Raw genomic sequence first — 13,798 nt, forward strand, 5'->3', positions numbered from 1 at the left:
ATTGAGGTGAGGGGCGGGTGCTCGCGTGAGAGGTGATTTGCACGCGCTTCGTTGTCGGGCCGAGCCACGGTTGGCCTCTCACCTCAACCCTCTCCCCGGCGGGGAGAGGGAGCAAGGCGCGGCGGGCGTGTCTCATGCGGCTTCCTGAGCTTCGGTGGGCAACGCTCGCGGCGCCACGCCACGCACCGCTTCCGCAATCGCCTTGATATGTGCCGGCGTGGTGCCGCAGCAGCCACCAACCAGGTTGAGCAGGCCTTCGCGGGCGAAGCTGCCGATAACGGCGGCCATCTGTTCCGGGGTCTCGTCGTATTCGCCGAAGGCATTCGGCAGGCCGGCGTTGGGGTGCGTGCTGATGTGGCACTCGGCAACCCCGGATATGGTCTGGATGTGCGGGCGCAGGTCTTCGGCACCGAGCGCGCAGTTGAAGCCGACCGACAACGGCCGCGCGTGGCGCACCGAGTAATAGAACGCTTCAGCGGTCTGGCCGGAAAGGGTGCGGCCGGAGCGGTCGGTGATGGTGCCGGAAATCATCAACGGCAACCGCGCGCCGCGCGCACGGAACAGTTCGGACAGCGCGAACAGCGCAGCCTTGGCGTTCAAGGTATCGAAGATGGTTTCCACCATCAGCACGTCGGCGCCGCCGTCGATCAGCCCGCTGGCGGATTCGGTGTAGTTCTCGGCCAGTTCCTCGAAGGTGACGTTGCGGAAGCCGGGGTCGTTGACATCCGGCGACAGCGAGGCGGTGCGGCTGGTGGGGCCGAGCACACCGATCACGAAGCGCGGTTGCTCCGGCGTCTTCGCGCTGAACAGATCGGCGGCGGCACGGGCCAGCCGCGCACCTTCGCGATTCAACTCGTACGCGATGTGCTGCAGGTGATAGTCGGCCTGGCTGATGCGGGTGGCGTTGAAGGTGTTGGTTTCGACCAGATCGGCGCCGGCCTCGAAGTAGGCTTCGTGCACGCCGCGGATGATCTCCGGCTGGGTCAGGGTGAGCAGGTCGTTGTCGCCCTTGAGATCGCAGCCGCCGTGGTGGTCATGGGCGTGGCCGTCATGGGCATGCGCACTGTCGTGACCGTGCTCGAAACGTTCGCCGCGGAAGCCGGATTCGTCCAGCTGATGGCCTTGCAGCATGGTGCCCATGCCGCCGTCGAGGATCAGGATGCGCTCGCGCAGCGCCGCTTCGAGCAGGGCGACGCGATCCGGGTGAAGCCAGGGGAGGGCGCTCATCGAGGGATCCTTATTTCTTCTGTGCCAGCAGGCTGATGACTTCGAAATGCGGCGCCTTGCGCTCGCGGCTGAGCCGCGCGCAGCTGAGCACATCCAGGCCGGCGGCATTGGCGAAACCTTCCAGTTCGGCCTGGGCGAAACCGAGGTTGCGGTGGTCGAACGGTTCGACGACGGCGCGGTGGTCGTGCTTGCCCAGGGTCACCGCCAGCAGCCGGCCGCCGCGGCGCAGCAGGCGCGCGGCTTCGGCCACGGCGACGGCGGGCTGCTCGGCGTAGGTCAGCGCATGCAGCATCAGCACCAGGTCGAATCGTTGCGCGCCGAGGTCGAGGGCATGCATGTCGCCGTGGATGACCTTGACGTTGCCAAACGGCTTGAGTCGCTTGGCTGCCGCTTCGGCCACGCGCTCGCTGGAATCCACGCAGACGATGGAGCGCGCATGCGGCGCCAGCAGTTCGGCGGTGATGCCGTCGCCGGAGGCGATGTCGAGCACGTCGCCGGTTTCCAGCAGCTGCAACAGGGAACGGGCCAGCGTTTCCCAAGTGCGGCCGGGCGAGTAGTGGCGCTCCATGTCGCCGGCAACGGTGTCGGCCCAACCCTCTTCGCGGGCGCGGTTGGCCAGCACGCTGGGCAGGCGGGCGGCATCTTCGCGCAGCAAGGCATCGTCGATGCTTTCGCGCAGCGAGTGCAGCAGGGTGTGATGGTGGTTGTCGCCGTCGTTATTGGCGCGGTAGTAGGCGGAGACGCCAGCGCGGCGATCGCGCACCAGTTCGGCTTCCTTGAGCTTGGCCAGATGGGTGGATACGCGCGGCTGGGCCAGGTGCAATACCGAGGCCAGCTCGGCCACGGTCAGCTCCTCGCGTTCGAGCAGGGCCAGCAGGCGCACGCGCGTGGAGTCGGCCAGCAGACGCAGCACGCTGGAGGCGGTGGCCAGATCCATGTGTTATCCATCTATCGCGATAAAGAGATTTACAAGGCTAGGCGCCATCCCGCGCTGCGTCAAGAGCCGGGAGTGAGTGAAGAGGAGTGAGGAGCGAGAGAGAGCCTTGGGCTTCGTGCCCTTCACTCACTTCTCGCCCTCTGCTGCATGCGCACAAGGGTTCGAGCGGGGCTGCCGTTAGAATGGGCGGCTTTCCCTTCCCCATTTGACGTTGCCGGAGTCTCCCATGGATTTCAGCTTTACCGAAGACCAGTTGTCGATCCAGTCGATTGCCCGTGACTTCGCCCAGAAGCGCATCGCGCCGGTGGCGGCCGAGCTGGATGCCAAGGGCGAGTTCCCGCTGGACAACATCCGCGAGATGGGCCAGCTCGGCCTGATGGGCATCGAGGTGCCGCACGAGTACGGCGGCGCGGGCATGGACCCGGTGGCCTACGTGCTGGCGATGATCGAGATCGCCGCGGCCGACGCGGCCACGGCCACCGTGATGAGCGTGAACAATTCGCTGTTCTGCAACGGCATCCTCAAGCATGGCAGCGAGGAGCAGAAGCAGAAATACGTGCGTGCGATCGCGCAGGGCGAGGCGATTGGCGCCTACGCGCTGACCGAGCCGCAGTCCGGCTCCGACGCCTCGGCCATGCATACCCGTGCCACGAAGAATGCCGATGGCGACTACGTCATCAACGGCAAGAAGAGCTGGATCACCTCCGGTCCGGTGGCGCGCTACATCGTGCTGTTCGCGATCTCGACGCCGGGCATTGGCGCCAAGGGCGTGTCGGCTTTCATCATCGACACGCAAAAGCCGGGCTTCCACGCCGGCAAGACCGAGCCGAAGCTGGGTATTCGCGCCTCGGCCACCTGCGAAATCGAATTCACCGACTACGTCTGCTCGAAGGACGATCTGCTGGGCGCCGAGGGCAAGGGCTTCTCGATCGCGATGGGCGTGCTCGATGCCGGTCGCATCGGCATTGCCTCGCAGGCTGTCGGCATCGCCCGTGCCGCCTACGAGGCGACGCTGGAATGGTCGCGCGAGCGCAAGGCTTTCGGTGCACCGATCGGCACGTTCCAGATGACTCAGTCCAAGATCGCCGACATGAAGTGCAAGCTCGATGCCGCGACCTTGCTGACCTTGCGCGCGGCCTGGACCAAGGGCGAGGCGGAAAAGAACGGTGGCCGCTTCGGCACCGAGGCCGCCGTGGCCAAGCTCACCGCGTCCGAAGCGGCGATGTGGATCAGCCACCAGGCCGTGCAGATCCATGGCGGCATGGGCTATTCCAGGGAACTGCCGCTGGAACGCTACTTCCGTGACGCCAAGATCACCGAGATCTACGAAGGCACCAGCGAAATCCAGCGCATCGTGATTGCACGCAACGAGACGGGGTTGCGCTGAAGAGCGAGGAGTGAGTGGAGGGGAGTGAGGAGTGAGAGAAAGCTCGCACTTTCTCGCTTGTGCTGCAGCATGACACGGTTGCAAAAGGCCCCAGTGTGAACCGGGGCCTTTTGCTTGGCTCTGTAGGAGTGGCTTCAGCCGCGATGCTTTGGCGTGGCGTCCAGCATCTTGGAGAGCATCGCGGCTGAAGCCGCTCGTGCCGGTTTGCATGCAAGCATGCGGATACAAAAAGGCCCCGGCTTGCGCTGGGGCCTTTTTGTTGGTGTCTTGCGGCGGAGGGAAGTGAGGCGAGCTTTTCTCTCACTTCTCACTCCTCTCCACTCACTCCTGCCTTCAATGCTCGCGTCGCGGGTCGGAGTCGAACGACTGCATGCCCGTGCCGGAAGCCGTCTGCGGGGTGTCATCGCCGTCGAGCTTGTCGCCCAGCAGGCGGCGGACCACGATGTAGAACACCGGGATCAGCAGCACGCCGAGGAAGGTGGCGAACAGCATGCCGCCGATCACGCCGGTACCGATGGCGTGGCGGGCGTTGGCGCCCGCGCCGGTGGAGATGAACAACGGGAACACACCGAGGATGAACGCCAGCGAGGTCATCAGGATCGGGCGCAGTCGCAACCGGGCCGCGTCGACGGTGGCTTCGCGCAAGGTACGCCCGGACTTCTGTTCGGCCACCGCGAATTCGACGATCAGGATCGCGTTCTTCGCAGCCAGGCCGATCACCGTGATCAGGCCAATCTTGAAGTAGATGTCATCGGGCAGGCCGCGCAGCAGGGTGAACACCACCACGCCGAGCAGGCCCAGTGGCACCACCAGCAGCACCGCTACCGGGATCGACCAGCTCTCGTACAGTGCAGCCAGTGCCAGGAACACGATGAAGATCGACAGCACCATCAGCAGCGTGGCGGCATTGCCGGACAGGATTTCCTGATACGACTGACCGGTCCAGTCATAGCCGTAGCCACGCGGCAGGTCGTTGTTGACGATCTTCTCCATCTCGCTCATCGCCTCGCCCGAGGCATGCCCTGGCGCTGGCGAGCCGACGATTTCCACGGCCGGATAGCCGTTGTAACGCGTCAGCGATGGCGAGGACACTTCCCACTGCGAATGCACCACGTTGGCCAGCGGAATCATCGCCGGCGTGCCGTCGGCGTTGGTCTGCGTGCTGCTGGGCGTGAAGATGTGCTGCAACGCGTCCGGTCCCATGCGGTAGGGCGCGTCGGCCTGCATGATGACGCGCTTGACGCGCCCGCCGTAGGTGAAGTCGTTCACGTACACCGGTGCCAGCATCAGACTGATCGCGTTGTAGATGTCACCCACCGACAGGCCCATCGATTGCGCCTGCAGGCGATCCACATCCAGGTGCAACTGGGGTGAATCCTCCAGTGCGTTGGGGCGTACGCCGGTCAGTACCGGGTCCTTGCTGGCCTTGCCCAGCAGAATGTTGCGGGCTTGGGTCAGGGCGTCACGGCCAGCGCCACCGCGATCCTGCAGGTACATGTCGAAGCCGCCGAACTGGCCCAGACCCTGCACGGTGGGAATGTTCACCACGAAGATGCGGGCATCGCTGATGCTGTGCAGCTGCATGTTGGCGCGCTGGATGAATTGCATCGCGGTGACGTCACGCTTGGCCCAGTCCTTCAGCTTGATGAAGGCCATGCCCGCGTTTTCGCCGGAACCGATGAAGCTGAAGCCGGTCACCTGCAGCACGCCTTCCACGGCGGGATCCTTCTTCAGGATCGCGCGCATCTGCGCCATCACCTCGCTGGTGCGCTGCTTGGTGGCACCTGGCGGCAACTGGATCACCGACAGCGCGTAGCCCTGGTCTTCCTCGGGCAGGAAGCTGCCGGGCAGGCGCGTGTACAGGAAGCCGCCCAGCACCGCGATGATCACGAACACCAGCATCCAGCGTGGCGCGTGTTTCACCGCGCTGCCGATATGTCCGGTGTAGGTGTGCGTGGTCCAGTCGAAGAACTCGTTGAACTTGCGGAAAACGACGTTCTTCTTCTTGTGGTGCTCCGGCTGCAGGAAGCTGGCGCACAGTGCCGGAGTGAACGACAGCGCGAGGAACGCCGAGAAACCCATCGACATCGCGATGGTCAGCGCGAACTGCTTGTAGATGATGCCCGAGGCACCCGGCTGCAGCGACGACGGAATGAATACCGCCGCCAGCACCACGGTGATCGCCACCACCGCGCCGGTGATCTGGCCCATCGCCTTGCGCGTGGCGTCCTTCGGCGAGAGGTTTTCCTCGGTCATGATGCGTTCGACGTTCTCGATCACCACGATCGCGTCGTCCACCACGATGCCGATGGCCAGCACCATGCCGAACAGGGTCAGCTGGTTGATGGTGAAGCCGAGCACCAGCATGCCGAGGAAGGTGCCCAGCAACGCGACCGGGATCACCAGGGTCGGAATGATGGTGGCGCGGATGTTCTGCAGGAACAGCAGCATCACCAGGAACACCAGGATGATCGCCTCGACCAGCGTGTGCACCACCTCGTTGATGGAGATGGTGACGAAGGCAGTGCTGTCGTACGGGCTGAACCAGCTGACGCCTTGCGGGAAGCTGGGTGCCAGCTCGGCCATCTTGGCGCGCACGGCGGTGGCCACGTTGAGCGCATTGGCACCGGGCAGCAACTGGATCGCGAAGGCGCCGATCGGCTTGCCGTCCCACTGGGTGTCGAAGCCGTAATTGTTCGGACCGAACTCGACCCGTGCGACGTCGCCCAGGGTTACCGCGGTGCCGTCGCTGTTCTCGCGCAGGATGATGCTCTTGAACTGCTCGGGCGTGGTGAAGCGGCCCTCGGTGGAGACCGTGGCGGTAAAGCCCTGGCCCGGGATGGCCGGGTCCGAACCGAGCGAGCCGGCGGCGAACTGCACGTTCTGCGCCTTCACCGCGGCAAGCACCTGCGTGGCCGACAGGCCATAGCCCTGCAGCTTGTCCGGGTTCAGCCAGATGCGCATGGCGTATTCGGAACCGAACTGCTGGGTGCTACCGACGCCCGGAACGCGGGCAATCTGGTCCAGCACCCGCGAACCGACGATGTCGTTCAGGCGGTCACGGTCGATGCTCGGATTGTCCGACTTCAGCGCGATCACCATCAGGAAGCCGGCGTTGGCCTTGGCCACCACCACGCCCTGTTGGGTCACCTCGGACGGTAGGCGCGGGGTGGCCAGCGCCACCTTGTTCTGCACCTGCACCTGGGCGATGTCGGGGTCGGTGCCGCTTTCGAAGGTCAGCGTGATCTGCGCGCGGCCGGTGGCACTGGACGACGAGCTGAAGTACAGCAGGTGGTCGATGCCGGTGAGCTGCTGCTCGATGACCTGGGTCACCGTCTTTTCGGTGGTGTCGGCACTGGCGCCCGGATACGTGGCCGTGACCGTCACTGATGGTGGCGCGATATCGGGATACGACTCCACGCCCAGATTGAGGATGGAGAGGATGCCGCCCAGCGAAATGAGGATGGCCACCACCCAGGCGAAAATCGGGCGGTCGATGAAAAAACTCGGCATGTCGTATGCGCTCCGTTACTTGCCGTGCGCCGCGCCGGCCGGAGCCTTGGCGGTGGCGGCAGGGGCTGCACCGCTGGGGGCGGCGCCGGCGGGCGCGCCCTTCGATGCTGCCTTGGGGGCTTGCCATGGCGTGGCCTTGACGGCGATGCCTTCATGCACGTTCTGGATCCCGGACACGATGATTTTCTCGCCGGCGGCAAGACCGCTGTTGACGATCCAGTCGCTGCCACTCATGGATACGGCGTTGATGTCGTGGCGCACGACCTTGTCCTGATCACCGACCGCCAGCACGTAGGCGCCCACCGTGTCGCGCAGCACCGCGGCCTGCGGAATCACGAACACATTGTGGTGCTCGCCCAGCTTGGCCTTCAGCGTGACGTACATACCCGGCAACAGGCGATGCTGCGGATTGGGTACCAGGGCGCGCAGGTTCACCGCGCCGGTGGACGGGTTCACCGCGGTGTCGGAGAAATCGAGCGTGGCGGGCTCGCTGTACGGCGTGCCGTCGGGCAGGGTGATCTGCGCGCTGGCCTTGTCGGTCTGGCTCAGGCTAACGTTGCCCTTGCTCTGCGCCTGATGCATCTGGTCCAGCTCGGACACGCTCAGGCTGAAGTTGACGTACAGCGGGTCGAGCTGGTCGACCGTGGTAAGCAGGGTGGCCGTGCCGTTGCCGACGAGGGCACCCTCGGTCACCTGTTGCTGGCCGGCGCGGCCATCAATGGGCGAGGTGACGTTGGCATAGCCGAGATTGATGCGTGCCGTTTCCACGTCGGCGCGTGCGGCCTGCACGGAAGCGGCGGCCGTACGCTCGGTGGCCAGCGCATTGTCCAGGTCGGCCTTGGAGATGTAGCCCTTGGGCGCCAGCTCACGCGAACGCTGTGCGTTGACGTGGGCGTTGGTGTAGGTGGCCTGGGCCTGGGCCAGCGATGCCTGCGCGGCACGCAGGGTGGCCTTCAGCGGGGCCGGGTCGATCTGGAACAGCAACTGACCCTTCTTCACCTCGCTGCCTTCGGTATACACGCGCTTGAGCAGCACGCCGGCGACGCGGGCGCGCACATCGGCGCTGCGATAGGAGGACAGGCGACCGACCAGGTCCTTGGTCAGCGGTGCGTTCTGGGGCTGCACAGTGATCACGCCGACTTGCGGCGGCGGCATCTGCGGCGCTCCCTGCTGCTTGCCCTTGCTGCAGGCTGCCAACGCCAGCAGGCCGAGGCAGAGCGCGGGTGTGCGCAATGACGAAGACTTCATGTGAGCTCCAATTGAGGCTTCTTTAACGGGTGGGGGTACGTCTGCGCACGCTGTGTCCAACGCATGACGTTCGCCATCTTCGTCGCGCGGGAATTGCGCGTCACGTGTCGTTCGTCGTGCTTCGTCGAATACAGTCTGAACCACGCTCGTCAGGCGTGGTGATGCAGCAGACTATACCGACCAGTTTACAATTTGTCGCGTGCATGAATCCAGTCCCATGTGCGTTGCGCAAAGCCTCACGGCGCGGGTAGCGGCATGCGATACGAAACCGCAGGTGAACGACGGGCGCCACGATGCGTGCGGGTGGGGGGCGTCGCCTCGTGGTGACAGCGCAAGTCAAGTCGCGTGGGTGCAACGTCGACGTGTCCGGATGTCGTCGCGATGGATCTTCGGGAACGCGTTTGCCATGCGCCCACGCATGGCGCGTCTTATGGATAAGCGGAATGTCGAGGCGTATCCTTTAACGGATTTTTGCTCTCACCCATTCCGTTTCCACTGACAGTTGAGTGCCATGAATGCGATCCGTGCGGCTAGCGACGTTCCCCTGCCATCCGAAGTTTTCCAGGAACTGAAAAAAAGCGGTTTCCCGACCCAGCGCCTTGATGAGGCGCAATTTTTTATCAGCGCCTTTTTCGCGCGGGTGTCCGCCAATGATTGCGCGCTGCACGCGCCGGCGACCTGGGCCACGTTGATCGCCGGCCTGCTCGATTTCGTGCAGCAGCGCGAGCCGGGCCGGGCTTCCGTGCGGGTGGTATCCGCCGATGTCGGTGGCCGTCACCTGTTGCAGGTGGTGACCGACGACATGCCGTTCCTGGTCGACACGGTAAGCATGGTGGTTTCGGCCAGCACGTCGATCCACGTGGTGATCCATCCCGTACTCAAGGCAGTGCGTGATGCTGCGGGGCGCTTGCAGCGCTTTGACGATGCGGCCGGCCATGCCGAGTCGGTGATGTACTTCGAGATCGACCCGTTGGCCGACCAGGCTGCGCAGGAACAACTGCGCGCCGGCGTGGAAGCGGCGCTGGACGATGTGCGGCTGGCCGTGGACGACTGGGCCGCGATGCGCAGCAAGATGCTGGCGATCGCCGGGGAACTGCCGCAGCGCAAGCCGGCGCTGGACCCGGAAGAGGCGCACGAGGCGTCGGAATTCCTGCGTTGGCTGGCCGACGACAACTTCACCTTCCTCGGTTACCGCGAATATGAAGTGACCGAAGCGGAAGGCGACCGCGTGCTGCGCGCGCGCGATGCGTCGGGCATGGGCATCCTGCGCGGTCGCGAGCGCTCGGTGGCACCGCGTTCGCTGCGCACCCTGGCGGCGAGCGAGCTGCCGCATTCCGGCGCCACCGACGCGATCATCCTGACCAAGACCAACGCGCGCTCGCATGTGCATCGCGCCGGTCACATGGATTACATCGGCGTGCTGCAGTTCGACGCCGCTGGCAAGCCGGTCTCGGAGCAACGCTTCCTCGGCCTGTTCTCCTCCAATGCCTACATGGCGCGCCCGCAGGACGTGCCGCTGGTGCGTCACAAGGTGGAAGCGGTGCTGTCGCGTTCCGGCCTGAAGCGCGATGCCTATTCGGGCAAGTCGCTGCGCCACATCGTGGAGACGCTACCGCACGACGAACTGTTCCAGGGCAGCGAGGACGAATTGCTGGCCGTTTCCACCGGCATCCTCGAACTGCGCCAGCGTGCGCAGACCCGCTTGTTCGTGCGTCGCGACCGTTATGGCCGCTTCTTCACCTGCCTGGTGTTCGTGCCGCGCGAGCGCTTCAGCACCACGGTGCGCGAGCGCATCGAGGCGATGCTGCGCGAAACCTTCCATGGCGAAAGTCTGGATTCCAACGTGCTGATGGGCGAATCCGCGCTGGCACGGTTGCATGTCACCGTGCGTCCGCACCCGGGCGACCAGCCGGTGTTCGACGTGCACGAGCTGGAAAACCGCTTGCTGCAGATCGTGCGCAACTGGCACGACAGCTTGCGCGAAAATCTCGTGCGCGATCTAGGCGAGGCGCAGGGCGTGGCCTTGCTCAACCGTTTCGGCAAGGTGTTGCCGGCCGGCTACATCGAGGAAGTGTCGCCCGAAGCGGCCGCTTCCGATGTGCGTGCCATGGCTACGCTGAAGGCCGACGATGCACTGCACGTGCAGTTGTACCAGGACGCGCGCGACCAGAGCCTGCGCTTCAAGGTGATCCACTTCGGCGCGCCGATTCCGCTGTCCGAAGCCTTGCCGATGCTGGAGAACATGGGCGTGCGCATGCTGGCCGAGCATGTCTACACGCTGGAGAGTGATGAGCGTCCGCTGACCATCCATGATTTCGAGCTGAAGCCGAAAGCGCCGATGGCGTTCGAGCTGGCGCATGTGGCCGAGCGCTTCGAGCGCGGTTTCGAGGCCTTGTGGCGTGGCCAGGCCGAGAGCGACGGTTTCAACAACCTGGTGCTGTCGGCGCAGGCCGACTGGCGCCAGGTGGCGGTGCTGCGCGGTTACTGCAAGTACCTGCAGCAGGTGGGCATCGCGTTCTCGCAGACCTACATGGAAGAAACGCTCAACCGCTACCCGGCCATCGCCGGCGTGCTGATCGAGCTGTTCAACGCCAAGTTCGACCCGCAGCGCGAGCAGCTCGACGCCGCGACCCGCGAGCAGGCTGGCGAAGCGCTGCGTCGCGAGATGAAGGCGCTGATCCCGGAAGCCACGCAGAAGGCGAAGCCCGAGCTGATCGACGGCATGGTCGCCGTGTTGGCCAAGCCGCGCGCGCAGCAGGTCGAGGTGCTGTGGGATGCCCTGAAGTCGTTGCTGGACAACGTGGCCAGCCTCGACGACGAGCGCATCATCAAGAGCTACATGGACGTGATCCATGCCACGCTGCGTACCAGCTACTTCCAGCTGTGGAATGGCGCCGCGCGTCACTACATCAGCTTCAAGTTCGATTCGCACCAGGTCCCGGACGCGCCCAAGCCGGTGCCGTTCCGCGAGATCTGGGTGTACTCGCCGCGGGTTGAGGGTATCCACCTGCGCTTCGGCGCCGTGGCGCGCGGTGGCCTGCGCTGGTCCGACCGCCGCGAGGATTTCCGAACCGAGGTGCTGGGCCTGGTCAAGGCGCAGATGGTGAAGAACACCGTGATCGTGCCGGTGGGCTCCAAGGGTGGCTTCTTCGTCAAGAAGCCACCGGTAGGCGGCGACCGTGACGCGCAGCAGGCCGAAGGCATCGCCTGCTACAAGCTGTTCATCAACGGTCTGCTGGATATCACCGACAACCTGGTCGAAGGCAAGCTGGTGCCGCCGCACGACGTGGTGCGCCACGACGAGGACGACCCCTACCTGGTGGTGGCCGCCGACAAGGGCACGGCCACGTTTTCCGACATCGCCAACGCCATCTCCACCGAGCACGGCTACTGGCTGGATGACGCGTTCGCTTCCGGCGGTTCGCACGGTTACGACCACAAGGGCATGGGCATCACCGCCAAGGGTGCGTGGGAGTCGGTCAAGCGCCACTTCCGTGCGCTGGGTCGCGACAGCCAGAGCGAGGACTTCACCTGCGTCGGCATCGGCGACATGTCCGGCGACGTGTTCGGCAACGGCATGCTGCTGTCCGAGCACATCCGCCTGCTGGCCGCGTTCGACCATCGCCACATCTTCCTCGACCCGAACCCCGATGCGGCGAAGTCCTTCGTCGAGCGCCAGCGCATGTTCAAGGTGCCGCGCTCGAGCTGGGAGGATTACGACAAGTCGCTGATCTCCGCCGGTGGCGGCATCTATCCGCGCAGCGTGAAATCGATTCCGATTTCACCGGAAGTGCGTACGGTGTTGGGCCTGAAGCCTGATGTCGAACACCTGTCGCCGAACGAATTGCTCAGCGCCATCCTCAAGGCGCCGGTCGACCTGCTGTGGAACGGCGGCATTGGTACTTACGTGAAATCGTCGGTCGAAACGCAGGCTGACGTGGGCGATCGTGCCAACAACGCCATCCGCATCAACGGCGGGGAGCTGCGTTGCAAGATCGTGGGCGAAGGCGGCAACCTGGGCTTCACCCAGAAGGGGCGCATCGAAGCGGCACACCAGGGCGTGCTGCTCAACACCGACTTCATCGACAACTCCGCCGGCGTGGACACCTCCGACCACGAGGTGAACATCAAGATCCTGCTCAACGATGCCGTGCAGCGCGGCGAGTTGAGCTTCGACGGTCGCAATACCCAGCTGGCGTCGATGACCGACGAGGTCGGCCAGCTGGTGCTGTGGGACAACTATCGCCAGAACCAGGCGATCACCCTGATGGAGCACCAGTCGGCGCACCGCATCGGTTCGCTGGCCCACTTCATCCGCACGCTGGAAGCCGAGGGCACGCTGGATCGCCAGGTCGAGAACCTGCCCGGCGAAGCCGAGCTGACCGAGCGCAAGGCGCGCGGGCAGGGCATGACCCGGCCGGAACTGTCGGTGCTGCTGTCCTACGACAAGATCCGCCTGTTCCAGCAGCTGCTCGCCTCGGACGTGCCGGAAGACCCGTACCTGTCCAAGGAGCTGGTGCGCTACTTCCCCGCGCCGCTGCACGAGAAGTACGCCGCGCACATGCAGCGCCATCGCCTGAAGCGCGAGATCATCGCCACCGCGGTGACCAACTCGACGATCAACCGCATGGGTGCCACCTTCATGATGCGCATGCAGGAAGACACCGGGCAGGGTCCGGCGGCGATCGCCAAGGCGTATACCGCCGCGCGCGAGATCCTCGAGGCACGCGAGCTGTGGGCGCAGATCGAGGCGCAGGACAGCAAGGTAGCCGAGAGCACGCAGATCGACGCGATCATGCAGATCTGGTCGTTGTTGCGCCACCTGACGCGCTGGTTGCTCAACCGTCCCGGTGGCACGCTGGACATCGCCGCCAACGTGGAGCGCTACAACATCGGCGTGTCCGCGTTGCGCATGGCATTGCCGGGTGCGCTCACGCTCACCGGCAAGGGCGATTTCGAGTCCAGCCAGGAAAAGTGGGAAGGTCTGGGCCTGCCGGCCGAGCTGGCCCTGCGCCTGGCCCGCATCACCGAACTGCGTGCCGCGCTGGACATGGTCGAAGTGGCGCAGCAGAGCGGTCAGCCAGTGGAGAAGGTGGCCGGCGTGTTCTACGAGCTGGGCGAGGCGCTCGATCTCGAGTGGCTGCGCGACCAGATCGAGGCGCTGCCGGTGGAAGGCCACTGGCACGCCCAGGCGCGCGGTTCGCTGCTGGACGAGTTGAACCACCAGCATCGTGCGCTGGCGTCGCAGGTGTTGGCCCTGGCTGGTGAAAGCAAGGGTGTTTCGCCGGTACAGGCCTGGCTGCAACGCGACGACGCCACGCTGCAGTACACCCGCAGCATGCTGGCGGAAATCCTCACCCAGAACGCGGACTACCCGATCGCCTCGGTCGCGGTCCGCCGTCTGGCGCAGCTGGCCCAGGTGCCGGTGGGCTGAGGAACCTTCCATCGTCGTGCAGTAAAGAACGCCCGGTGCCCGCAAGGTCATC

The 13,798-nt window shown here is 65.0% G+C and carries 6 protein-coding genes; 2 read left to right on the forward strand and 4 right to left on the reverse strand.

The features are described 5' to 3' along the window. Positions 1-132: 132 nt before the first annotated feature. Together BMY90_RS00890 and BMY90_RS00895 are read right to left on the reverse strand one after the other, a co-directional pair. Positions 133-1,227, reverse strand: a complete 1,095-nt coding sequence (locus BMY90_RS00890) for a homocysteine S-methyltransferase family protein (protein WP_008209528.1) — start codon at positions 1,225-1,227, stop codon at positions 133-135. A 10-nt stretch (positions 1,228-1,237) separates the two neighbouring features. Then, positions 1,238-2,164, reverse strand: a complete 927-nt coding sequence (locus BMY90_RS00895; protein WP_092700513.1) for a metalloregulator ArsR/SmtB family transcription factor — start codon at positions 2,162-2,164, stop codon at positions 1,238-1,240. A gap of 226 nt (positions 2,165-2,390) precedes the next feature. Here BMY90_RS00895 and BMY90_RS00900 point away from each other — a divergent pair, with 226 nt between their 5' ends. Further along, entirely contained in the window at positions 2,391-3,551 is a 1,161-nt protein-coding gene (locus BMY90_RS00900; protein ID WP_092700516.1) for an acyl-CoA dehydrogenase family protein, read from the forward strand. A gap of 333 nt (positions 3,552-3,884) precedes the next feature. Here BMY90_RS00900 and BMY90_RS00905 read toward each other — a convergent pair whose 3' ends face one another. Together BMY90_RS00905 and BMY90_RS00910 are read right to left on the reverse strand one after the other, a co-directional pair. After that, entirely contained in the window at positions 3,885-7,064 is a 3,180-nt protein-coding gene (locus BMY90_RS00905; protein ID WP_092700519.1) for a multidrug efflux RND transporter permease subunit, read from the reverse strand. Positions 7,065-7,079: 15 nt separating this feature from the next. Continuing rightward, positions 7,080-8,312: an efflux RND transporter periplasmic adaptor subunit gene (locus BMY90_RS00910; RefSeq protein ID WP_092700522.1), complete on the reverse strand. Its 1,233-nt coding sequence runs from the start codon at positions 8,310-8,312 to the stop codon at positions 7,080-7,082. A gap of 511 nt (positions 8,313-8,823) precedes the next feature. Between BMY90_RS00910 and BMY90_RS00915 the strand changes: the two genes are divergently transcribed. After that, positions 8,824-13,746 carry an NAD-glutamate dehydrogenase gene (locus BMY90_RS00915; RefSeq protein ID WP_092700524.1) on the forward strand — a complete coding sequence of 1,641 codons (4,923 nt, stop codon included), beginning with the start codon at positions 8,824-8,826 and terminating at the stop codon, positions 13,744-13,746. Positions 13,747-13,798 lie beyond the last annotated feature (52 nt).

This window comes from Rhodanobacter glycinis (assembly GCF_900114325.1).
In the GTDB taxonomy this organism is placed as follows: Bacteria; Pseudomonadota; Gammaproteobacteria; order Xanthomonadales; family Rhodanobacteraceae; genus Rhodanobacter_A; species Rhodanobacter_A glycinis.

What these genes read in the sequence shown, in the direction of transcription:
- BMY90_RS00890 (WP_008209528.1), bottom strand. Translation starts at nt 1,227, where the DNA reads ATGAGCGCCCTCCCCTGGCTTCACCCGGATCGCGTCGCCCTGCTCGAA.
- BMY90_RS00895 (WP_092700513.1), bottom strand. Translation starts at nt 2,164, where the DNA reads ATGGATCTGGCCACCGCCTCCAGCGTGCTGCGTCTGCTGGCCGACTCC.
- BMY90_RS00900 (WP_092700516.1), top strand. Translation starts at nt 2,391, where the DNA reads ATGGATTTCAGCTTTACCGAAGACCAGTTGTCGATCCAGTCGATTGCC.
- BMY90_RS00905 (WP_092700519.1), bottom strand. Translation starts at nt 7,064, where the DNA reads ATGCCGAGTTTTTTCATCGACCGCCCGATTTTCGCCTGGGTGGTGGCC.
- BMY90_RS00910 (WP_092700522.1), bottom strand. Translation starts at nt 8,312, where the DNA reads ATGAAGTCTTCGTCATTGCGCACACCCGCGCTCTGCCTCGGCCTGCTG.
- BMY90_RS00915 (WP_092700524.1), top strand. Translation starts at nt 8,824, where the DNA reads ATGAATGCGATCCGTGCGGCTAGCGACGTTCCCCTGCCATCCGAAGTT.